Here is a 21,484-nt window from a genome sequence, read left to right as displayed (position 1 = left end):
GATGTCCGAGCCGGCGCTCCGTCGTCCCTACATCGCCCTCTGCCGCGCCCTCATCGCCGCGGCCGCCGTCACCGGCATCACCATCGAGTGCGTGCACGCCGACCCGCTGCGCGTCTTCACCTTCTTCACCGTCCTGACGAACGCCGCCATCGCGATCACCTTCGCCTGGTCCGCGCACCGCGCCTGGACCGGCCGCCCGCCGCTGTCCCCGCGCATCACCGGCGCGGTCCTGCTCTGCATCGTGATCACCGGCCTCGTCTACCACCTCGTGCTGGCCAACGAGTCCAGCGGCTTCTCCGAAGCGGAGCACCTCGCCAAGCGCACCGGCGACCTGGTCCTCTCCAATCAGCTGCTGCACACCGTGACACCCGTCACAGTCACCCTCGACTGGCTCCTCCTCACCACCCCGGCCCGCTTCCAGTGGCGCTACGCCTACCAGTGGCTCGCCCTCCCCCTCGCCTACGCCGCCTTCGCCCTCCTGCGCGGCGCCCTGATCGACCCCCCGAACCGCTACCCCTACCCCTTCCTCGACGTCGACCTGCACGGCTACCCCGCCGTCCTCCGCAACGCCGTCGTCCTCGCCCTCGCCTTCTCCGCCCTCGCCCTCCTCCTCATCACCCTCGACCGCACCCGCCCCCGCCTCCCCACCCAGGAAAACCGGATTTCGTCTCCGGCTCCCCGTCCGCTAAAGTAAATCTCGTTGCACCGGGGTGTGGCGCAGCTTGGTAGCGCGCTTCGTTCGGGACGAAGAGGCCGTGGGTTCAAATCCCGCCACCCCGACCCAGGTCAGAGGCCCTATCGGAGAGATCCGATAGGGCCTCTTTCGCGTTGTACCGCAGGAAAGTACAGCAACCACTCCGGCCGTTGGCGACCTTCACCGACCGCCGGATCTCCACGGTCATCGGGATCCCGGGCAGGCACGACATCTGGGAGCGGGGGTGAGGGTCCAGGTCCGCCGCCACCGACACGCAGCCGCCGAAGCCGTGCCGGGCGGCGTTAAGAACCCGTAGTACGCGCTGGTGTGCCGGGAAGTCTGGTCGGCGATCGCTTTGGCGATCCCTCCGCCAGCCGATCGAGAGGCACCCCGAGAACCAGACCCACCCCGGCCGCGTCGGCAACTCCCGGTGGGCGGCGCGTTGAGCAACTGGCACGCTTGGGCGGCCCCGGCGGTATTCGCCGGCGCGTACGTGCTGATCATCACGGAGTGGGTGCACCGGGTGGCGCCGCGCTGGGTGGAGCGGCGGTGATGCTGGCTCTGCGGGCCACGGACGCGGACGCGGCGTTCTTCTCCACCACTGGTGTTGGGCTTAAGGGCTCATTGGCTGGGGTGGGAATTGAAGAGCCGTCGGCTTCGAGCCGTGCGTTACCCGAGCGGACGGCGTGGGGTGTGATGCGTTGCTGAGGTTCTTGCGTAGCCGGATGGGCGTTGACCTGGTGAAACGGCTGTCCGCAGGGGTGGTCCGAGGCGCGCAGATGGCCTGAGGGCCATGCTCAACCGCCCGCGGGGGGTGTACCTCTTGCGGCGCGGGGCGTGCCCACGAGCCGTCACCGCGGCTTCGGCGACGAAGCGTCGTCCACCCCTCGCCCTCTCGGAGGATCACCGTGCGTCTGTTCCCCGCTGTTTCCGTCCTCGTTCTCGCCGGCGCCCTCGCGCTGGGTGCGGCTCCCGCCCAAGCGGGCGGTTCCGCCGTTCACTCGCCGGTGGTCGCCCATGCCGCTCCCGATGCGGCCGACAGCGTCCTGCTCACCCGCATCCAACACACCACCCGCAACCCCGCACCCAACCCACGAGCCGAAACCGCCCGCCTCCGCTCCCCTGCCATCACCACCACCTCGGCCCGGCAACCGAGCACCATGCAGCCCACACCACCAGCCCCCGCGCCCGCCGACACGCTCGGGCCGCACCGCCGATAGAAGCGAAGGACCCGCTCACCTAACTGCCGACGTCGCTGCGGAATCCGGACCAGCCGGGTCCTTCAGCCGGCTTCGGGTGTCTGCGAGTCCTGCTCGTACGGTTGCCGGTCGCGGTGCTTCTTCCAGGCCAGGGCGCGCTGGATTTCCAGGAGGCTCAGGCCCGTGGCCGCCGACAGGGCGTCCCGGGTGAGCGGGCGTGGTCGAAGTGCCAGCGCGCGGTCGATCTGGCCGGCCCAGAGTTCCTCGGGCACGTACGGGCGGGTGCGGTACTCCTGCTGGAGGGCGGCCAAGTGCTCGGGAGAGCAGGCGACGATCAGCCGCTGGCCGTCGCGCGTCGGGCTACGGGCGTGGATCGCGGAGGAGTCCGGGACAACGGCCAGCTGGCACCCCTCGGTGAGCCGCCGGGCGCACAGGTCGCAGATGTCCGTCTCCGGAACCGGTGAGCGGTCAGTTCGCATGCACGTTCTCCTGCCCCTTCCGTGCCCTGACGCACTTTCTGATCGTGTCGGTGGGGCGCAGTATGCCTGCCCTCCATCGGCACGAAAATCTATCCTGGCTGCGGTAGACATTCACGTCGGGGTGTGGGTAGTGTTCCTGTCGTAGCCAAGAAGACAGCAGGGCGCGGCAGACACGAACTGGCGCGCAGAGTGTGTGGCACGGTGATGGAATCCGGCGGCCGTTCAGTGCACGTGGCCGCAGGGTTGGTTGCCGGGCCAGGTGACCCGCACAGGGGTCGCCGTGCAGGACCGCAGTAGGCACAAACGCAGTACAGCAAGTGCAGTTCTGACAGCAGTACCAGCAGTGGATGAGTGGTCTCTTGGTGAAGGCGCCGGCTGCGGGCGCGCGCGCCAGGAGGTTCGGCAGTGGGGTTCCAAGCCAGAGCAGTTGCGGGACAGGCGACGGGGCTGGCTGCCGGACGGTGGTGCGGTGAAGGCCACCAGTTAGTTGTGATCGCAGGACCGCAGTATCTGAAGTACCAGCAGGTCAGTAGTTCTTCGTCGTTCAGGTACGAGCAGGAAAGGTTCGGAGCGACACCATCAGGATCGCCCGCGCGGCAGGTGTGTGCGGGCACTCGCAAGGCCCCGGATTGGAAGGTGGTCCCCGGTCAAGCATTCAAGATCCCCGCATTCCGTGTTCCCCCGACGCGGCATTGCGAATACGGCAGGACCGGCACGCACACGCCGGTAGTAGAAGTAGATGGTGTTTGAATCCGCCCCATGGGGCCCCGGAAGCCAGGTACGGCTCCCGGGGCCCCTCCACGCGTTTCCCCAGGAGGCCGCATGACCATCAGACACGAAGAGGCGTAATGACCGACCACCCCACCGCGAGCCCCGCGAGCCCGTCCGACCGGTTCGACGACGAGGACTACCCCGCCTACACCATGGGCCGCGCCGCCGAGATGATCGGCACCAACGCAGCCTTCCTCCGCGCGATCGGCGAAGCCCGCCTGATCACCCCCCTGCGGTCCGAGGGCGGCCACCGCCGCTACTCCCGCTACCAACTGCGCATCGCCGCCCGCGCGCGCGAACTCGTCGACGAGGGCACCGCCATCGAAACCGCCTGCCGCATCGTCGCCCTCGAAGACCAACTCGAAGAAGCCCTCCAACTCAACGAGAAACTCCGCAGCAACCCAGCCAACTGACCACAGGCCCGGCTGAGCCCAGCACGATGCGGCTGGAGACGTTGCGGGAACAACCGCGATCGTCCCGGGGCATACAGAGGTGGGGCCGGCCACGACCCCACCGACGACAAGCCGGACACTAAAGCGTCACCCGGTCAGGCTTCCGCTGCGGCCCGCAGCGGTTCTGCTCTCTGCCGGAGATCTTCTGCCTCGGGCACGTTCCGGTAGCGGTCCAGCCGGGCGTACCTGTCCTCGACCGCCTCGCCGACCTTCACCGACCTGATGCCGTCCGTGCAGTCGAGGAACGCCGTCCACGTGGACAGTGCCGCGTCGAGGTCGCCTTGCCGCACGTGGACCTGTCCGAGGTCGGCGAGGACGATCGCGCGGCTGCGGCGGCGGTCGAGGCCGTGGATTTCAAGGGACTGGTGCAGGTGCTCGGTGGCTCCGTCGAGGTCGCCGAGCCGGGCGAGGATCATGCCCGAGTGGTGGGCCCATCGCCCGATGCTGAAGTGGGAGGCCCACGAATCCCCCGGGGTGCGTCGGGGGATTTCTCAATCGCTGTCTGCGAGGCCGCGAGCGCCTTGGTCGCCAGGCGGCGGTCGCCGTCGAGCGCTGCGGCGTCGGCGAGGGTGGTCTGATAATACGAGACGGCTCGCGCGTCGTCCAGGGTCTTCGCCGCGTCGACGCAGCGTTCGGACAGCCGCAGGGCGACGGTGTGGAACCTCGGGCCGAGGTCGATGGCCTGGACGGCCAGACCGTGCAGGGCGGTCGCGGACAGTTCGGGGTCTCCGGCTTCGGCTGCGAGGCGGTAGGCGTGCGCGGAGTAGCGCTGAACCATGCCCTGATTGCCTTCGTCCTGGGCCATCCAACCGGCCAGGTGAACGAGTTGGGAGGTCGCGGCGAACAGTTCCCGGCCGGTCCTCTCGGTGTAGTTGCCGCTGAGCCACGGGCCGACGTCTTCGATCAGGTAGCGCACGGCCAGGTGCCAGGCGTGGCCGCCGCGGAGCTCGGCTGCCGCGTCGCCGAGAACCTGGGACATCTGCCGGACAGCGGCGACCTCGCCGGTGCCGACCCGTACGGCTCCAGCACGGTTGGTCCGGCCGACGGGACCCGCCACCGATGTGCTGCGCGGACGCCTCCGTACCTACATCGGAGCCCTCCTGGAACCGGCCGACGCCTACGCCGCGAACCTCACGGATTCCCGGGCTCGCGACATCGCGATGAACACCGTCCGCCATGCCCGAGCCGTAGCGCAGAACCCGTACAAGACCCTGCGGCGAACCTCCGTCTGCTGGCCAGGGCCGTTGATCATCCGGCCGTTACGCAGCCGCGTCGCAGGAACGTGGCCGGCGGTGAGCGGGGTGCACGCGGCTGCCCCACGATCCTCGAATCCTGGGTTGGCCGTGGCCCTGCTGGGCTTGTTGGGGCTGCTCCCGCCAGCCGTGATCCTCGCGCCGCACGTAATGGAAGCGGCCCGAGTCCCCGTGGCAGCCGCCCGCCCTGACCTGCCGCCGAACGCCGACGAACCCACACACCTGCCGGTGTGAAACCCGGCCGCGCTCGGTGAGCCGTGCTTCGGCTGTCCGCCCTGCCCCTCCACCTCCCCCGCAGACCCCGGCGGCCCGCGCGGTGCCACTTCCCGCCCGGCCGCCGGATTCCACCTGCCGCCCCTCCCTCCCGGAAGGGACGCGCCTCGGGACCTCGTAGCTTGCGCAGCCTTTCACCTCTGGCATTCTCAAGCCGCCACGGAGGGAAGCGCCTTGGCGAAGGACATGGGTAATTCCGCCGCTCTGACTTGGATCGGTCCTCAACCGACCCGACTGATAGCGCAAACCCTCGGACAGCCCCTGCCCGGTCGACGAGGGTGCCTTCGGTCTGCTCCTGTTGTTCCCCATCCGAGCCCTGGCATGGTCATAGGTGCTTCCTGTCACCGCTTCCTGCTTTGTGGCGACCGGCGACCGACGGCGGCGTCGCCACCGTCGCTGGGTTCTCGTCGAGGGCAATGCGCTGATTAGTGGAAGCGGTCAGCGCCTGCCATGCTCACGCCTCGTGAACCTGAATCGACGTACCCTGATCACTGCGCTCGCTACAGCTCCCGCGCTGAGCTTGGCCACCAGTGCGCTGAAGAATTCCCCGGCACAGGCCGCCGACGAAACGTACGCTTCCAACACTGCTTTGTACGCGGACAGCACGCTGACCGAGGGTGTGGACTACGGCCGTCGGTCCCGGCGGCACATGATTGACGACCTGAGTCCGTCCGCCCGTACCCCCTTCGTGAGAACCACAGTTATCGCTCCGCACGGCGGGGGGATCGAGGGCGGCACATCCGAGCTGTGTTTTGCCGTAGCCGGCTACCACCCGGCCGATCTGGCTCCCACTCCTGCCGCCGGGCCGATCCACGACTTCTGGATGTTCGAAGGTCTGCGCCCCTCCAACAACAGCCCCCTTCACGTCACCTCGACACACTGCGACGACCCCGTCGCCCGATCAATGTGTGCCGGCAGCCTCAATGTGCTTTCTCTGCACGGATGCTCGGCGAGCCAGGCGGGTTTGGAGGCAGGCGCCCAGGCGGTGCTGGTCGGCGGCCTCAACGCGACCTTCCGGCAGTATCTGATGGAGGAATTCGCCAAGGCCGGCATCCGCGCGGTGACAGCATCCGGGGAGGAGGAGATCGCCGGCATCTCCCCGGAGAACATCTGCAATCGCAGCCTGCTCGGCATGGGCGCCCAGCTGGAGACCACCACCGACCTGCGTGCCGCAATGTTCGCAGCGGGCAAGAATACCCGCGCCGATCGGGCGACCAACACCCTGCCGCTCTTCTGGAGCTTCGTGAACGCCGTGCGTACCGCGACTGAGCGCGTTGAGGCAGCCCAGCCCATGTTGTGAGTGACGGCGAGCAGCGAAGTACAGCAACCGGCACGACCAGCAGCGACCGCCAACGCCCCTCGCACTACCTCTGACGTGCGTAGATGGTCTCAGTAACCGCTGTGCCCGGGATTCGGGCCGAAGAGGCCGTGGGTTCAAATCCCGCCACCCCGACTGGTGACACTGCAGTTCAGGGCCCTGATCATCATTGATGATCAGGGCCCTGACTCGTTTCCGGGGGGCGGAAAAGGGCGGGCTCTTCGGGGATCTCTCGCCTACAGTCGCTGCGGCGGGGGCAGCGGGGTTATTGCAGGGAGATTCTTGTGGGCAGGGTCGAGACGATCGCGGGAGCCATGGCGGCCGCGGTGGGGCATCTTGGGGTGCAGCGGGATCAGACGCGGTTCCGGTTGGGGCTGGTGGACGGGTGGGGGATTCCGGCCGGGGCCTCGGTGCTGGAAGTCGGGTGCGGGCAGGGGGACATGACCGCGGTGCTCGCGGACGCGGTCGGGCCCGGCGGGCGGGTGGTCGCGGTGGACATCGCGGAGCCTTCGTACGGCAGCCCGGTCACGCTGGGGGAGTCGGCGGCGTTCCTGGCGGCCGGGCCGCTCGGGTCGCGGATCGACATCCGGTTCGGCGTGGATGTCCTGGACGAGGCGACCACGTTCCCGGACGACGCTTTCGACTACGTCGTGCTGTCGCACTGCTCCTGGTACTTCGCCTCCCTCGACCAGCTGCTCAGGACGCTGACGCGCGTCCGGCCGTGGGCGCGGCGGCTGTGTTTCTCGGAGTGGGATCTGCGTCCGCGCGGTGTGGAGCAGCTGCCGCATCTGCTCGCCGTGCTCGTGCAGGGCCATGTCGAGGCGGTCGGGGCGCGGGGCGAGGGGAACGTCCGGACGCCGTTCTCGCACGAGGCGCTGCTGCGGATTCTCGCGGAGGCGGGGTGGCGGGTGGCCTCCGAGCTGGACGTGGACACGGCGGGTCTGCAGGACGCCGACTGGGAGGTGGACGCCGCGCGGCGGATGGCCGGTTCCGACGAGCGGTTCGCGGAACTGTCGCCGCTGGCGCGGGAGTTCCTCATCAGCCAGCTCGACGTGCTCGGCTCCCTCGCCAAGAGCAAGGGCAACGAACCCCTGCCGTCCTACGCCCTCACCGCGGATCGCGCCTGACGGGCTCTCGCCCCCCGGGGTCCCGTGAGGGATGCTCGGGGGCATGGCCTTCATCTTCTTCATGACGCTGCCGGGGCTGGTGGTCCTGCTGACGGTCGCCGCGTTCGTCGATCAGGCGATGCTGCGGGCCGGGCGGGCCGGGATGCTGCCGTGGCGGGGGCCGGGCGGCAGGGCCAGGTGGCGTCGACGGGGTTCGAGCTGTTGCACGCGACGCTGTCGGCGGGCAAGCAGGAGGAGCTCAAGCAGCGCCGGACTTCGCTGGCGCTGCGGGACGAGGAGGGGGACGGGGCGCCGCCCCGGTCCCGGATCGATCTGGACGGCGGGACGGCCGTTCTCCGGATCCCGCCGAGCTAGCGCTAGGGCAGGTCCGGCGCGCGCGAGGCCCGCAGCGAGTACATCAGCGGCACGCGCGGGGTGCCCGCCGGATGCCGGTAGAACCCGTCGCCCCTTCCGGAGGATCCCTGCCCGTCGCGTTCGAGCGTCCCGAAGCGCTGGAAGAGCGTCGCGTCGTGCTCACGCAGGAACTCCAGCCGGAGGCCGGTGGCGGCGATGGCGGTGACGACGTCGCCGAGGGTGTGTGCCCTCCCCCAGCCTTCGGCCGGGAGGTGCCCCCACACACTCCGGTTGTTCACCGTGGGGGCGTCGAAGTCCGCGTAGGTGTCGGGGACTTCGTCGACCCAGGCGTCGCAGGTGAAGTAGTCGTGGGCGATCCGGGAGCCCGACTCGTCGTCGAGGGCGTCCGTCAGCGGGTGGAACTCGGCGAGGTACAGGAAGCCGCCCGGTGCGACGAGGGACGCGGCGGTCTCGGCCCAGCGGACGATGTCGGGGAGCCGGCAGAGGGCGCCGGTGCCGGTGTAGACGATGTCGTAGGCGGAGTCGGGGACGGCCTCGGCCGCGTCGTACACGTCGGCGGCGACGAAGGACGCCCGGTCGGGCGGGAGCCCCAGGTCGGCGGCCAGCTCGCGGGCGGCGTCGACGGCGGGCTCGGAGAAGTCCAGACCGACGACCCGCGAGGCGCCGCGGAGCGCCCAGGAGAGGGTGTCGAGGCCGAGGTGGCACTGCAGGTGCAGCAGCGACTTCCCGGTGACCGATCCCACCTCCGCCGCCTCGAAGGGGCGGATCACGTCCTGGCCGGCCCGGAAGCTCTCCAGGTCGTAGTACTCGCTCGCCGTGTGGATCGGCACCCTTCCCCTACCTCCGGCTGGGGAGGCCCCAACATCCCACCGGGCGCGATTCGTCTCCCGCCAGTCCGCCGGGGTCCTCGTGTACATGGGGAGTGACGATAGTCGGGGTGAAGGCGGCCGGCCATCGGGTTTGATGGAGCCATGAGTGATGTCACGGCTGCCATGCCGGAATGGGAAAAGCGGTTCCGGGCGCCTCGGGTGGGGCTGCCCGAGTGGGCGGAGGACGCGCCGCAGCGCTGCCTCTTCGTGTCGAACGCCACCGGCACGTACGAGCTGTACGCCTGGGACCGGACCACCGGCGAACGCCGCCAGGCGACGGACCGGCCGAACGGGACGACGGAGGGCACGCTGTCCCGCGACGGCGAGTGGGTGTGGTGGTTCTCGGACACCGACGGGGACGAGTTCGGGGTCTGGATGCGCCAGCCGTTCGGCGGCGGCGAGGACGCGCCGGCCACGCCGGGACTCGACGCCTCGTACCCGGCCGGGCTGGCGCTCGGCGCCGACGGCACCATCGTGATCGGCCGGTCGACGGACGACGAGGGCACGTCCGTCCACGTCGTGCGGCCGGGCGCCGCACCGGTCGAGATCTACCGGCACGCGGAGTCGGCCGGGGTCGGCGACCTGTCGGAGGACGGCACGCTGCTCGTCATCGAGCACACCGAGCACGGTGACGCGATGCACGGCGCGCTGCGCGTGGTGCGGCTCGACGGCTCGACCGTCGCCGAGCTGGACGACTCCCGCGGCGGCACCGAGGAACTCGGTCTCGACTGCCTGGGCTTCGCGCCGGTGGCCGGGGACACCCGGCTGCTCGTCGGGCACCAGCGCGCCGGGCGCTGGCTGCCGATGGTGTGGGACGTGACGACCGGCGAGGAGACCGCGCTGGCGATCGATCTGCCGGGCGATGTCTCCGCCGAGTGGTATCCGGACGGTTCCGCGCTGCTCGTCGTGCACTCCTACCAGGCGCGCAGCGAGATGTTCCGCTACGACCTGGCCGCCGGTGTGCTGCTCCGGCTGGAGACCCCGCAGGGGACGGTGAGCAACGCCACCGCGCGCCCCGACGGGTCCGTGGAGTACCTGTGGTCGTCGGCGCAGCTGCCGCCGGTCGTGCGGTCCACGACGGGCGGGATCGTGCTGGAGGCGCCGGGTCTCAAGGCTCCGGACTCCGTGCCGGTCGAGGACGTGTGGGTGGACGGCCCCGGCGGGCCGGTGCACGCCCTCGTGCAGAAGCCCGAGGGCGACGGGCCCTTCCCGACGGTCTTCGAGGTGCACGGCGGCCCCGCCTGGCACGACTCCGACGCCTTCGCGGCCGGGCCTGCGGCCTGGGTCGACCACGGCTTCGCCGTCGTACGGCTCAACTACCGCGGCTCCACCGGCTACGGGCGCGAGTGGACGGACGCGCTCAAGCACCGCGTCGGGCTGATCGAGCTGGAGGACGTCGCGGCGGTCCGCGAGTGGGCCGTCGGCTCGGGGCTGGCCGATCCGGCGAAGCTGGTGCTCTCCGGCGGCTCGTGGGGTGGCTATCTGACGCTGCTGGGGCTCGGTACGCAGCCCACCGCCTGGACGGCGGGGCTCGCGGCGGTCCCGGTGGCCGACTACGTCGCCTCGTACACCGACGAGATGGAGGCGCTGAAGTCGCTGGACCGCACGCTCTTCGGCGGCTCGCCCGCCGAGGTTCCGGAGCGGTACGAGGCCTCGTCGCCGATCACGTACGTCGAGCGGGTGACCGCGCCGGTGTACGTCTCGGCGGGCATGAACGACCCGCGGTGCCCGATCCGGCAGATCGACAACTACGTCGAGCGGCTGGTGTCGCTGGGGAAGGTGCACGAGGTGTACCGGTACGACGCGGGGCACGGCTCGCTGGTCGTCGAGGAGCGGATCAAGCAGGTCCGCCTGGAGCTGGCCTTCGCGATGAAGCACGCACGGTGATCTGAAGAGGTCTTCAGTCGCCGGGCAGGGCTTCTTCCAGCTTGCCCGGCGCCGCCGCGTTCTCAGCGTTCTCAGCGTTCTCCGTGGCCGGGTCCGGGTCCGGGTCCGGGTCCTGGTCCTGGTCCGGGATGAGGCCCAGCGCGGTGTCCTCGCGGAGTTCCGCCTCGCGGCGGACCAGCCGGAACCACATGAAGACCACGAATCCGGCGAAGACGAACCACTCCCCCGTGTAACCCAGGTTCTGGAAGGCCTTGAGGTCGAGCCCGGTGTTGCTGGGAGCCGCCGGGGGCACCGGCTTGAGCGGGGCGGTGGCGTCGGTGACCGTGATCCAGCCGCTGTAGACCTCGTACGGCAGCACGTTGACGAGCGACGCCGCACTGATCATCCCGAGCTGCCCCTGCGGCAGTCCGCCGGCGGACTGGACGCCCTGGGTGCCGGTGTTCTCGGGGGGCTGCAGGGCGCCGGAGACGGTGACGTCGCCGGCGGGCGCCGCCGGGATGCCGGCGGGCGGCGCGGACGAGGCGGCGCCGGGCAGCCAGCCGCGGACGACGGGCAGGGCCGCCCCGCCGGCGGTGCGCAGCGGGGTGAGCACGTAGTAGCCGGTGCGGTCGCCGAGGTCACGGCCGGGGACCAGGAGCTGGTGACCGGTGTCGTAGCGGCCGGTCACGGTGACCGTGCGGCCGGTGGTGTCCTGGGTGACCTGCGCCTTGGTGTCCGGTAGGACGGTGGCGAGCGGGACCGGGGCGGCGGACGCGGCGGCCTTCGGGGCCTGCTCGGCGACGTGGTGGCTGTTCATCCGGTCCTCGAAGCGGCTCAGCTGCCAGCTGCCCATGAAGACGCAGAACGGCACGGCGAGCACGACGAAGAGGTGGACTCCCAGCCAGCGCGGGGTCAGCAGAAACCGGTACACGCCCCAACGGTACGGGGAGCGGGGCCGGCCGACGCCACCGGGCCCGTGGCCCGGTACTCCACAACCATCCCGCGCCCGGACGCGGGCCCCGCCCCCGCCTCACCTACTGCAGACCTATTGCGGACCTATTGCGGACCTACCGCGGACCTACCGCGGGCCTACTGCGGCGTGAGAGCCGTCGTCTTGTAGATCGTCCCGGCGCACGCGTCCGGGATCGTCGTGTCGGCCACGGCCGGCGCGCCCGCCTCCGGGGTGTGGCTGACCTCGACGCTCGCCGGGCTGGTCGTCGGCGGTACATCGGACGCCGCCGGGGAGTTGTCCGAGGCGCTGGTGCCGTTGTTGCCGCTGCTGGTGCTGCCACCGGTGGTCGGGGTGGGCGTCGGAGTGGGCGGCGCCGGGCAGCCGTTGGGGCCCGCGGCGTCCGGCACCCAGGCGAACCGGACTTCGTACGTGTCGCCCGGCTGGAGGACCAGCGGGGCGGCCGCCACATCGGGCAGTCCGGTGGCCGGATCGCCCGTCGTGTGGTCCAGCACCTGGATCTTCGACGCGTCGGCGCTGCCCTGCGCGATCACGGTGAGGGCGCCGCCGCCCTTGACCATGCAGCCCTTCGCGGAGACGTTCGCGACCCGGAACCAGCCGTACACGTTGCCCTTGGCGTCCGGGGCGCCCGTCCTGCTCGCGCCGCTGCCGAGCTGGGAGCGGTCACAGGCCGGGGCGGTGCGGCCGGCCGAGCCGGTGGGCGTCGGGGCGACCGTCGCGCCGTGCTGGTTGGTGGGCGTGGGGGTCGGCGACGGTGTCGCCGACGGAGCCGGCACGCTGCCCTCGCTGGTCCCGGTGTCGGCCGGACCGCCCGAGTCGTCCTGGCTGCTCTCCCCCGCGCCGCCGGTGTCCTGCCGCGGCTCGTTGGGGCTGGAGGCGCCGGCCGCGGTGGTGTCCTGCTGGTCCGCGGTGTTCGCGGCGTGCAGCAGGGCCGGCACGGCCGTACACGCCAGCAGGAACGCGGCGGCGGCGCCGGCCATGGCCTGGCGGCGGCGCGTCCGGCGGGCCGGTACGGCGTGCCGCAGGTGGTCGAGCGCGTCGGGTGCGGGCTTGAGGCCCTGGACCGCGTCCTGCATCAGCCGGCGCAGCGCCAGCTCGTCGAAGCTCGCCCCGGCTCCGGGCGGAGTCATCCCTGCCCCGGCCGGAGTCGTCTCGGCCCCAGGCGGAGTCGCCCCCGTCCCGGCCGGAGTCGTCTCGGCCCCAGGCGGAGTCGTCCCGGCCCCGGGCAGACCGCCCTTGGGCAACGTCATCCCGCCGTCAAGAGGGCCGGTTCTCGCCCCCGAGGGGCTTGATCCCGCCCCCTGAGGGCCGGTGCCGGTGGGCGCGACGTTGCGCTCGTCGTTCAGTTCTTCGGGAAGTTCGCGGTTCTCTGGATCCATGCCACGTGAGTCGTAGGGGGTGGTCATACGGTCGCCTCCATCGCGATGCGAAGCGCCGCGAGGCCACGGGAACCGTATGCCTTCACCGAGCCCAGGGAAATTCCGAGCGTTTCGGCGACCTGTGCCTCGGTCATGTCGGCAAAGTAGCGCAGCACGAGGACTTCGCGCTGACGGCGCTGGAGGGACCGCATGGCGGTCTTGAGCTGGTCGCGCTCCAGGATCTCGTAGGCGCCCTCTTCCGCACTCGCCATGTCGGGCATGGGCTTGGAGAGGAGCTTGAGGCCCAGGATGCGCCGCCGGAGCGCCGACCGGGAGAGATTGACCACCGTCTGCCGCAGGTAGGCGAGGGTCTTCTCGGGGTCGCGCACACGGCTGCGCGCGGAGTGGACGCGGATGAAGGCCTCCTGGACGACGTCCTCGCAGGAGGCCGTGTCGTCCAGCAGCAGCGCGGCGAGGCCGAGCAGCGACCGGTAGTGGGCACTGTAGGTCTCGGTCAGGTGGTCGACCGTGGTGCCGACGGCCATCGTGGCGTCAGCACCCAGCTCGGACGGCACGCGCACGATCGGCCAGGGCGCTATCACGGGCATCCCGCCGGGAGTGCGTGCCCGGCCGGACGTGCGGCCGGGCGTACGCGGGCGCGGCACGCGTGTCGGAGCGCCGCCCCGCCCAAGTGCCGTCTCGATACCCAGTGCTTCTGCCACGACTGTTGGACACGCGTCCCCCCGTCAGGGTTGTACGCGCAAGGCGTCGCCTTTGCTGTGGCGTCGAATATCCCCATGCGTACCAACTCTTCCCCAATGCGCCCATTTGCCCAGGCACGAACTGCGCCTGCCCAATACCCCCCGGCATGCAGCACATTAGGGCAGTGCGCTGACACAAAGACGCTCCCCGTCTACTGCCGGTTGCAGCGGTCAGGGAGCGAATTGTCCATTGGTGAGCGACGCACTTCAAGTGGTCCAGACCAAGGAGTGGATCACATCATGTGTGCGAAGCGACGAACTCGGCCGCCACGACTTCGGCAATTTGTGCGGTGTTCAGGGCGGCGCCCTTGCGCAGGTTGTCCCCGCACACGAACAGTTCGAGCGCGTTCGGATCGTCCATGGAGCGGCGTACCCGGCCGACCCAGGTCGGATCGGTGCCCACCACATCGGCGGGGGTCGGGAACTCGCCCTCGGCGGGATTGTCGGTCACGACGACCCCGGGAGCGCTCCGCAGGATCTCGTGCGCCTTCTCCACGGTCACCTCGTTCTCGAACCGCGCGTGCACCGACAGCGAGTGCGTCGTGATGACCGGCACCCGTACGCAGGTCGCGGTGACGCGCAGCTCCGGCAGGGCGAGGATCTTCCGGGACTCGTCCCGGACCTTGAGCTCCTCCGAGGACCAGCCGTCCTCCCGCAGCGAGCCCGCCCACGGCACCACGTTGAGCGCGAGCGGCGCCGGGAAGGGACCGAAGTCGCCGACCGTGCGCCGAACATCGCCCGGCTGGGTTCCGAGGTGGGTGCCGGCGACCTTGGACAGCTGGTCGCGCAGGGTGTCCACGCCGGACTGGCCGGCGCCGGAAGCCGCCTGGTACGAGGAGACGATCAGCTCGCTCAGCCCGAACTCGGCGTGCAGCGCGCCGATCGCCACGATCATCGACAGCGTCGTGCAGTTGGGATTGGCGATGATGCCGCGCGGGCGCATCCGCACCGCGTGCGCGTTGACCTCCGGCACCACCAGCGGGACGTCGGGGTCCATCCGGAAGGCTCCGGAGTTGTCGACGACGACCGCGCCCTTGGCGGCGGCGATCGGGGCCCACTGCGCGGACACCTCGTCCGGGACGTCGAACATCGCGACGTCGACGCCCTCGAAGGCCGCCTCGCTCAGCACGACGACCTCGGTCTCCACACCGCGCACCACGAGGCGGCGGCCGGCCGACCGCGCGGACGCGACCAGCCGGATCTCGCCCCACACGTCCTGCCGGGTGGAGAGCAGTTCCAGCATCACCGTGCCGACCGCGCCCGTCGCACCGACGACGGCCAGGGTCGGCTTACGGTTCATCGGCCCGTACCCCCGTAGACGACCGCTTCATCACTTTCGCTGTCGAGCCCGAACGCGGAGTGCACGGCCTGGACGGCCGGCTTCACGTCGTCGGCCCGGGTGACCACCGAGATGCGGATCTCCGACGTCGAGATCAGCTCGATGTTGACCCCGGCGTTCGACAGCGCCTCGAAGAACGTCGCCGTGACGCCCGGGTTGGTCTTCATCCCCGCGCCGACCAGCGAGATCTTGCCGATCTGGTCGTCGTAGCGCAGCGAGTCGTACCCGATGCGGTCCTGCGACCTGGTGAGCGCGTCCATCGCCTTGCGGCCCTCGGTCTTGGGGAGGGTGAAGGAGATGTCGGTGAGGCCGGTGGCCGCCGCCGACACGTTCTGGACGACCATGTCGATGTTGACCTCGGCGTCCGCGATGGCACGGAAGATCGTCGCCGCCTCGCCCGGCTTGTCCGGCACCCCGACGACCGTGATCTTGGCCTCGGACGTGTCGTGCGAAACCCCGGAGATGATCGCCTGCTCCATCGGCTTGCCTCCTAGCGGTGCTTCGTTGCTCACCCAGGTCCCCGGCAGGCCGGAGAAGGACGAGCGGACGTGGATCGGGATGTTGTAACGACGGGCGTACTCGACGCAGCGGTGCAGCAGCACCTTCGAACCGGAGCTGGCCAGTTCCAGCATGTCCTCGAAGGAGATCCAGTCCATCTTCTGGGCGCGCTTGACGACCCGCGGGTCGGCGGTGAACACCCCGTCGACGTCCGTGTAGATCTCGCACACCTCGGCGGCGAGCGCGGCGGCCAGCGCCACCGCGGTCGTGTCGGAACCGCCGCGGCCCAGCGTGGTGATGTCCTTCTTGTCCTGGGACACGCCCTGGAAACCGGCCACGATCGCGATGTTGCCCTCGTCGAGCGCGGTCCGGATACGGCCCGGCGTCACGTCGATGATCCGCGCCTTGTTGTGGACGGAGTCGGTGATGACCCCGGCCTGGCTGCCGGTGAACGACTGCGCCTCATGACCGAGGTTCTTGATCGCCATCGCCAGCAGCGCCATGGAGATCCGCTCTCCGGCGGTCAGCAGCATGTCGAACTCCCGGCCGGCGGGAATCGGCGACACCTGCTCGGCGAGATCGATCAGCTCGTCCGTCGTATCGCCCATCGCCGACACCACGACAACGACCTGATGGCCGTTCTTCTTGGTGTCGACGATTCGCCGGGCGACGCGCTTGATGCCTTCAGCATCGGCGACGGAGGAGCCTCCGTACTTCTGCACGACAAGGCCCACGTGCGCTCCTCGGGAAGGTCTGGTATTGCGGTCGGCTCAGTCTAACGAGCGGGCCGGGGCGGCCTCCGCGGTACCGGATATTGAGACAGGTGGCCCACTCGGTGGGCCACCTGCCCAGGACGGAACGGAATAACCCCAGATCAGGCGGTGGATGCGCGATCGGAGGCGGATCGTCCGGATATTCGCCTCCCGGGTGTGGCGCGTATCCGGCTCCGGGTGGGCGTCGGCCCGTTTCAGCCGGTGGCGGGCTGGGCGCGGGCGCCCGGCGGGGTGCCGAGCTCGGCCGCCATGACCTTGCCGGCCTCCTCGGCCAGCCGCTCCTCGTCGTCCGCCGAATCGTCCGTGTCCAGGCCGTCCAGCTCGTCCAGCGGGCTGTCCAGGCGGACGTGGGCGACCAGGGACTGCAGCGCGCGCAGCGAGGCGCTGGCCGTCGGCCCCCAGTTCGACAGGTACGAGAACTGCCACCACCACAGCGCCTCGCTCACCCGGCCGGCGCGGAAGTGCGCGAGGCCGTGCGTGAGATCGGTCACCACGTCGGCCAGATCGTCCGAAATACGGCAGGCCACGGGCGTACTGCGCGGTACGTACGGGTCGAAGACCTCGGAGTAGACGTCGATCGGCTCCAGCAGCGCCGCGAGGTGCTGGCGCAGCTCGTCCGCGTCCGGCTCGGGGCCGATGTCCGGCTCGTAGCGCTCGTCCGGGACGATGTCCTCGTGCGCGCCGAGCCGGCCGCCGGCCAGCAGCAGCTGGGAGACCTCCAGCAGCAGGTACGGGACCGCGCTGTCCGGGTCGTCGCCCTTGGCGACCTCGCGGACCGAGAGGATGAAACTCTCGATCTGATCGCAGATCTGGACGGCGAAGTCGTCGGGTTCCTGAATGTCCGGATCGCTGAGGTCGCGTCCCGGAGAGCCCGGTGCGCCCTTCGAGTCCTGTGTGGTTACCGCGGTGTCAGACATCGAGCAGTCGTCTCCCTTCGAAGGCACGACCCAGCGTGACCTCGTCGGCATACTCCAGGTCTCCCCCCACGGGCAGACCACTGGCCAGTCGCGTCACCTTCAGCCCCATGGGTTTCACCATGCGGGCCAGGTACGTAGCGGTCGCTTCACCTTCAAGATTGGGATCCGTCGCCAGAATGAGCTCGGTGACGGTGCCGTCCGCGAGCCGCGTCAGCAGCTCCCGGATCCGTAGATCGTCCGGACCGACGCCCTCGATGGGGCTGATCGCGCCGCCCAGTACGTGGTACCTGCCGCGGAACTCACGGGTGCGCTCGACCGCGACGACATCCTTGGGCTCCTCGACCACGCAGATCACCGCGAGATCGCGGCGCGGGTCACGGCAGACCCTGCACAGGTCGTCCTGCGCGACGTTCCCGCAGATGTTGCAGAACCGCACTTTGGCCTTGACCTCGGCCAGCACGTGCGCGAGGCGCCGCACATCGGCCGGGTCCGCCTGCAGGATGTGGAAGGCGATCCGCTGCGCGCTCTTGGGACCCACGCCGGGCAGCCTGCCCAGTTCGTCGATGAGGTCCTGAACCACGCCTTCGTACACGGGGCGCCTTCCTTACGCTAGAACGGCAGGCCGGGCATGCCGCCCAGCCCCTGGGCGAGCGGACCGAGCTTCTGCTGCTGAAGCTCCTGCGCGGTCGCGTTCGCGTTGTGCACGGCGGCGACGACCAGATCGGCCAGCGTCTCCGTGTCATCAGGATCGACCGCCTTGGGGTCGATGACCAGCCCCCGGAGCTCACCGGCACCGGTCACCGTGGCGGTCACGAGACCGCCGCCCGCGGAACCCTCGACCTCGGTCTCGGCCAGCTCCTGCTGGGCAGCGGCAAGATCCTGCTGCATCTTCTGGGCCTGCTGGAGCAGCTGCTGCATATTGGGCTGACCACCGGGGATCACGGGTTCACTCCTGCCTCACGACAACGTTGCGCGGTAGGGCGAGCCTACGTGCTCGGACGGCCCTGCGCCCTACGCCGTACGGAGGATCGGACGACGTGCCGCGGAACATCGGGCGACATCAGTCGTTCGGGATCTCCTCGATCACCGTCGCACCCATTTCGCGCACGAAAAGCTCATATCCGGACAGCGGGGACTCGACCAGATCCACGTCGTCGTCCTCCGGAATGTCGTCCTCCAGGGGCGGCGGCGTCTCGTCCGACATCAGTGGCGGCGGCGCACCCCCGGGCCGCCCGGCGCCCGTCTGAGGCGCGGCACGGGCCGCCTGAGCGGGCCCGCCCTGCGCGGCGGAGGGCGGGGACGCGGCGGACTGTGCGGATGGTGTCGAGGATGCCGATGGGGCGAACGAGGCGGACGGTGCTGGTGGGGCGGACGGGCCGGACGGCCGGGAGCCGCCACCGCCGCTTCCACCGCTTCCCCCACTGCCTCCGCCGCCGAAACCGCCACCTGGGCCGCCGGAGCCGCCAGGACCGCCGGAGCCGCCGCCGGCCGTTCCCCCGCCGCCCGACGGGTCCACGATCGCCTCGATCCGCCACTCCACCCCGAGGGCGTCGCTGATCGCCTGCTTGAGCACCTCTTCGCTGCCGCTGTTGGCGAAGCTGTTGCGCGCTCCGGGATTGTCGAACCCGAGCTGCAGCGTCTGCCCGTCGAAGCCCGCCACCTGCGCGTTGTTCAGCAGCAGCATCCACGTCAGCCTGCGGCGGTTCTTCACCGCCTCCAGAATGTCCGGCCACATCTGCCGGACCCGCGTCGAGTCCCCGGCGAACCCGGCCGCCGCCAGGGCGGCGGGGCCGGCGGGCGGCGGTGTCTGGGCGGCCGGGGCGGGGGCCGCCGGAGCGGCAGGTGCGGCCTGGGCAGCCGTCGGCCAGGCGCCGGGGCGGGCGGCCTCGGCGGGCGCGGGCGGTTCGGGTGGTGCGGCGGCAGGGGTGGCCGAAGCGGCCGAAGCGGCTACTGGAGTAGCGGGAGTACCCGGAGTACCCGGGCTGGTCGTGGTCGGCCAGGCGCCGGGACGCTGCCGGGCGCCACCGTCCGAGGGAGCCGGAACCGCGGCGGGGGCGGGGCCGGCGGCGGGTTCGTGCTGCTCAGGAGCGGGTGCCCGGGTCGGAGCGGGGGCCGGAGCGGGGGCCTGCTGCGCGGCCGGAGCCGGCCGCCCACCGCCCACGGCCGCACGGACCGAGGCCGCCCCACCGGGACCGCCGGAGCTGCCGGGGCCGCCTGGGCCTCCTGCGCCGGGGCTGTGGTCGGCGTGCGCGGGCTGGTAAGAGAAGTCCGGGACCTGGGGAGCACCGGGGGCGAAGCCCCGCCGTTCCAGCTTGTCCAGCCGGGCCTGTACGGAGCGCTCGTCGTCGTACGCCGCGGGCAGCAGCACCCGGGCGCAGATCAGCTCCAGCTGGAGCCGCGGCGACGTGGCGCCGCGCATCTCGGTGAGACCGGTGTTGACCAGGTCCGCCGCACGGCTCAGCTCGGCGGCGCCGAAGACGGACGTCTGGGCCCGCATCCGCTCGATGACATCGCTCGGGGCGTCGATCAGCCCCTTGTCCACCGCGTCCGGAACCGCCGCGATGATCACGAGGTCGCGCAGCCGCTCCAGCAGGTCCGCCACGAAGCGCCGCGGATCGTGCCCGCCCTCGATGACGCGATCGACCATCTCGAAGACCGCCGCCCCGTCACCCGAGGCGAACGCGTCCACCACCTCGTCGAGCAGCGCCGCGTCGGTGTAGCCGAGCAGCGCCGTCGCCATGGCATACGTCACACCCTCGGCGCCCGCGCCCGCCAACAGCTGGTCCATCACCGACATCGAGTCCCGCACGGAGCCCGCGCCGGACCGCACCACCATCGGATACACGCCGTCCTCGACCGGGATGTCCTCCCGGGCACAGACCTCCGCGAGGTAGTCCCGCAGCGTGCCCGGCGGCACCAGCCGGAACGGGTAGTGGTGGGTACGCGACCGGATCGTGCCGATGACCTTCTCGGGCTCGGTGGTCGCGAAGATGAACTTGAGGTGCTCCGGGGGCTCCTCGACCACCTTCAGCAGGGCGTTGAAGCCCTGCGGGGTGACCATGTGCGCCTCGTCGATGATGTAGATCTTGTACCGACTGCCCGCCGGCCCGAAGAACGCCTTCTCCCGAAGATCACGCGCATCGTCCACACCACCGTGCGACGCCGCGTCGATCTCGATCACATCGATCGACCCCGGCCCGTTCCGCGCCAGGTCCTGGCACGACTGGCACTCCCCGCACGGCGTCGGCGTCGGCCCCTGAACACAGTTCAGACACCGCGCCAGAATGCGCGCGCTCGTCGTCTTCCCGCAGCCTCGGGGCCCACTGAACAGGTACGCGTGATTGACCCGGTTGTTGCGCAGCGCCTGCTGCAACGGGTCGGTTACGTGCTCCTGCCCGATGACCTCGGCGAAGGACTCGGGACGATAGCGGCGGTACAGAGCGAGGGACACGCCTACGACGATATCGGGGCCCACTGACATCCGACGTCCCCCGAACGCCCCCGGCAACGCAAAGACCCCCCACGCACCCGCCAGAGCCCACCTACCCTTGCTGCCTTCCGGCCCTGGGGGAGTTCAGCGAGATAGCGCCACGTGAGGGGCTGCGCACAGCGTACCCGATCGGATCACCCACTTACGAGTTCGCGAGCACCCCTCCGCGTCTTGTAGTGTTCGTCGCGGAGGATTCGCCTAGTGGCCTAGGGCGCACGCTTGGAAAGCGTGTTGGGGGCAACCCCTCACGAGTTCGAATCTCGTATCCTCCGCACCCGCCCGCCAGGGCAGACGTAGGCCCCGACCGGAATCCGGTCGGGGCCTTCGTCGTTCCGTGGTTGCGGTTTCAGTTCCAGTTGCCCAGATCAGGCCGCCGGAGGCTGCTGGTCGGGCCGGGTCCGGAGGAGGGTGTCGATCTTGGCGGCCGTGTCCTTGAGGACGCGGTTGGTCAGGTGCTGGTAGCGACGGCGCATGCGGGCCGGCTGGCCGGGCTCCCAACCCGTGATCACGTCCACGACGGTGTCGGAGACGCCGCGGATCAGCAGAAGGGTGCCCGCGGTGTGACGGGCGTCATGCAGTCGGTCGTTCCGCAGGCCGGCGGCCTCCAGCAGCTTCTTCCACTTGTGGTGACGGGGTCGCGGCCGGCCTCGGTGGACGACCAGCAACCCGAGGTCGAAGTCGACGTCCGCCCACTTGAGCCCGAGGAGCTGGCCCTGCCGGAGA

The 21,484-nt window shown here is 70.5% G+C and carries 21 protein-coding genes, 2 tRNA genes and 1 other RNA gene; 9 read left to right on the top strand and 15 right to left on the bottom strand.

Annotated elements, in window-relative coordinates; all coding sequences use genetic code 11:
* The first annotated feature begins 1 nt into the window (after position 1).
* The 3 genes from LNW73_RS17400 to LNW73_RS17390 all read left to right on the top strand — a co-directional run bounded on the left by LNW73_RS17400 (position 2) and on the right by LNW73_RS17390 (position 1,914).
* Positions 2 to 694: a Pr6Pr family membrane protein gene (locus LNW73_RS17400; protein WP_250990548.1), complete on the top strand. Its 693-nt coding sequence runs from the start codon at positions 2 to 4 to the stop codon at positions 692 to 694.
* Positions 695 to 706: 12 nt separating this feature from the next.
* Positions 707 to 780, top strand: a tRNA-Pro gene (locus tag LNW73_RS17395).
* Positions 781 to 1,602: 822 nt separating this feature from the next.
* On the top strand, positions 1,603 to 1,914 hold the full coding sequence (locus tag LNW73_RS17390; protein WP_250990547.1) for a hypothetical protein: 312 nt from the start codon (positions 1,603 to 1,605) through the stop codon (positions 1,912 to 1,914).
* A 62-nt stretch (positions 1,915 to 1,976) separates the two neighbouring features.
* Here the strand turns inward: LNW73_RS17390 and LNW73_RS17385 are convergent, their stop codons facing one another.
* Positions 1,977 to 2,372, bottom strand: coding sequence for a hypothetical protein (locus tag LNW73_RS17385; RefSeq protein ID WP_250990546.1), 396 nt, complete (start codon positions 2,370 to 2,372; stop codon positions 1,977 to 1,979).
* 848 nt (positions 2,373 to 3,220) lie between these two features.
* Here LNW73_RS17385 and LNW73_RS17380 point away from each other — a divergent pair.
* Positions 3,221 to 3,556, top strand: coding sequence for a MerR family transcriptional regulator (locus LNW73_RS17380; protein ID WP_250990545.1), 336 nt, complete (start codon positions 3,221 to 3,223; stop codon positions 3,554 to 3,556).
* A gap of 134 nt (positions 3,557 to 3,690) precedes the next feature.
* On the opposite strand, the gene LNW73_RS36390 is transcribed toward LNW73_RS17380, so the two are convergent.
* Both LNW73_RS36390 and LNW73_RS36385 read right to left on the bottom strand, forming a co-directional pair.
* Complete coding sequence (locus LNW73_RS36390; RefSeq protein ID WP_308407680.1) at positions 3,691 to 4,011, bottom strand: tetratricopeptide repeat protein; 321 nt, start codon at positions 4,009 to 4,011, stop codon at positions 3,691 to 3,693.
* Positions 4,008 to 4,574: a hypothetical protein gene (locus tag LNW73_RS36385; protein WP_308407679.1), complete on the bottom strand. Its 567-nt coding sequence runs from the start codon at positions 4,572 to 4,574 to the stop codon at positions 4,008 to 4,010. The genes LNW73_RS36390 and LNW73_RS36385 overlap by 4 nt, the downstream gene beginning before the upstream one ends.
* Positions 4,575 to 5,584: 1,010 nt before the next feature.
* Here LNW73_RS36385 and LNW73_RS17370 point away from each other — a divergent pair.
* From LNW73_RS17370 to LNW73_RS17360, 3 genes are all read left to right on the top strand, one after another.
* Positions 5,585 to 6,421, top strand: coding sequence for a poly-gamma-glutamate hydrolase family protein (locus LNW73_RS17370; protein ID WP_250990544.1), 837 nt, complete (start codon positions 5,585 to 5,587; stop codon positions 6,419 to 6,421).
* 302 nt (positions 6,422 to 6,723) lie between these two features.
* Positions 6,724 to 7,566 carry a class I SAM-dependent methyltransferase gene (locus LNW73_RS17365; protein ID WP_374118121.1) on the top strand — a complete coding sequence of 281 codons (843 nt, stop codon included), beginning with the start codon at positions 6,724 to 6,726 and terminating at the stop codon, positions 7,564 to 7,566.
* 150 nt (positions 7,567 to 7,716) lie between these two features.
* Complete coding sequence (locus tag LNW73_RS17360; protein ID WP_374118120.1) at positions 7,717 to 7,920, top strand: DUF6191 domain-containing protein; 204 nt, start codon at positions 7,717 to 7,719, stop codon at positions 7,918 to 7,920.
* Positions 7,921 to 7,922: 2 nt separating this feature from the next.
* On the opposite strand, the gene LNW73_RS17355 is transcribed toward LNW73_RS17360, so the two are convergent.
* Positions 7,923 to 8,837 (bottom strand): class I SAM-dependent methyltransferase, encoded by a 915-nt coding sequence (locus tag LNW73_RS17355; protein WP_250990543.1) that lies wholly within the window; start codon positions 8,835 to 8,837, stop codon positions 7,923 to 7,925.
* A 54-nt stretch (positions 8,838 to 8,891) separates the two neighbouring features.
* Here LNW73_RS17355 and LNW73_RS17350 point away from each other — a divergent pair, with 54 nt between their 5' ends.
* Positions 8,892 to 10,676, top strand: coding sequence for a S9 family peptidase (locus tag LNW73_RS17350; protein WP_250990542.1), 1,785 nt, complete (start codon positions 8,892 to 8,894; stop codon positions 10,674 to 10,676).
* Between the two features lie 13 nt (positions 10,677 to 10,689).
* On the opposite strand, the gene LNW73_RS17345 is transcribed toward LNW73_RS17350, so the two are convergent.
* The 10 genes from LNW73_RS17345 to ffs form a co-directional block, all read right to left on the bottom strand.
* The gene (locus LNW73_RS17345; RefSeq protein WP_250990541.1) at positions 10,690 to 11,586 is read right to left on the bottom strand and encodes an SURF1 family protein; all 897 of its coding nucleotides are present in this window, start codon (positions 11,584 to 11,586) and stop codon (positions 10,690 to 10,692) included.
* Between the two features lie 158 nt (positions 11,587 to 11,744).
* Positions 11,745 to 12,755: a hypothetical protein gene (locus tag LNW73_RS17340; protein WP_250990540.1), complete on the bottom strand. Its 1,011-nt coding sequence runs from the start codon at positions 12,753 to 12,755 to the stop codon at positions 11,745 to 11,747.
* 272 nt (positions 12,756 to 13,027) lie between these two features.
* Entirely contained in the window at positions 13,028 to 13,705 is a 678-nt protein-coding gene (locus LNW73_RS17335; RefSeq protein ID WP_374117293.1) for a SigE family RNA polymerase sigma factor, read from the bottom strand.
* A 277-nt stretch (positions 13,706 to 13,982) separates the two neighbouring features.
* Positions 13,983 to 15,044, bottom strand: a complete 1,062-nt coding sequence (locus tag LNW73_RS17330; RefSeq protein WP_250976571.1) for an aspartate-semialdehyde dehydrogenase — start codon at positions 15,042 to 15,044, stop codon at positions 13,983 to 13,985.
* Positions 15,041 to 16,315: an aspartate kinase gene (locus LNW73_RS17325; protein WP_138359457.1), complete on the bottom strand. Its 1,275-nt coding sequence runs from the start codon at positions 16,313 to 16,315 to the stop codon at positions 15,041 to 15,043. The genes LNW73_RS17330 and LNW73_RS17325 overlap by 4 nt, the downstream gene beginning before the upstream one ends.
* 233 nt (positions 16,316 to 16,548) lie before the next feature.
* Complete coding sequence (locus LNW73_RS17320; RefSeq protein WP_250990539.1) at positions 16,549 to 17,271, bottom strand: DUF5063 domain-containing protein; 723 nt, start codon at positions 17,269 to 17,271, stop codon at positions 16,549 to 16,551.
* Positions 17,264 to 17,863, bottom strand: coding sequence for a recombination mediator RecR (recR, locus tag LNW73_RS17315; RefSeq protein ID WP_250976573.1), 600 nt, complete (start codon positions 17,861 to 17,863; stop codon positions 17,264 to 17,266). Before recR ends, LNW73_RS17320 begins: the two co-directional genes overlap by 8 nt.
* A gap of 17 nt (positions 17,864 to 17,880) precedes the next feature.
* Complete coding sequence (locus LNW73_RS17310; RefSeq protein ID WP_250976574.1) at positions 17,881 to 18,213, bottom strand: YbaB/EbfC family nucleoid-associated protein; 333 nt, start codon at positions 18,211 to 18,213, stop codon at positions 17,881 to 17,883.
* Positions 18,214 to 18,331: 118 nt separating this feature from the next.
* Positions 18,332 to 20,722: a DNA polymerase III subunit gamma and tau gene (locus LNW73_RS17305; protein ID WP_441349482.1), complete on the bottom strand. Its 2,391-nt coding sequence runs from the start codon at positions 20,720 to 20,722 to the stop codon at positions 18,332 to 18,334.
* 57 nt (positions 20,723 to 20,779) lie between these two features.
* An RNA gene (ffs, locus tag LNW73_RS17300) (signal recognition particle sRNA small type) lies at positions 20,780 to 20,876 on the bottom strand.
* Positions 20,877 to 20,948: 72 nt separating this feature from the next.
* On the opposite strand from ffs, the gene LNW73_RS17295 reads away from it, so the two are divergent.
* A tRNA-Ser gene (locus tag LNW73_RS17295) sits at positions 20,949 to 21,033 on the top strand.
* Positions 21,034 to 21,126: 93 nt separating this feature from the next.
* On the opposite strand, the gene LNW73_RS17290 is transcribed toward LNW73_RS17295, so the two are convergent.
* Positions 21,127 to 21,426 carry a hypothetical protein gene (locus LNW73_RS17290; RefSeq protein WP_250990537.1) on the bottom strand — a complete coding sequence of 100 codons (300 nt, stop codon included), beginning with the start codon at positions 21,424 to 21,426 and terminating at the stop codon, positions 21,127 to 21,129.
* Positions 21,427 to 21,484 lie beyond the last annotated feature (58 nt).

Source organism: Streptomyces sp. RKAG337, from assembly GCF_023701715.1.
In the GTDB taxonomy this organism is placed as follows: domain Bacteria; phylum Actinomycetota; class Actinomycetes; order Streptomycetales; family Streptomycetaceae; genus Actinacidiphila.
Note: the sequence above shows the minus strand (reverse complement) of the source record. Positions and strands in the feature narration are given on the sequence as shown.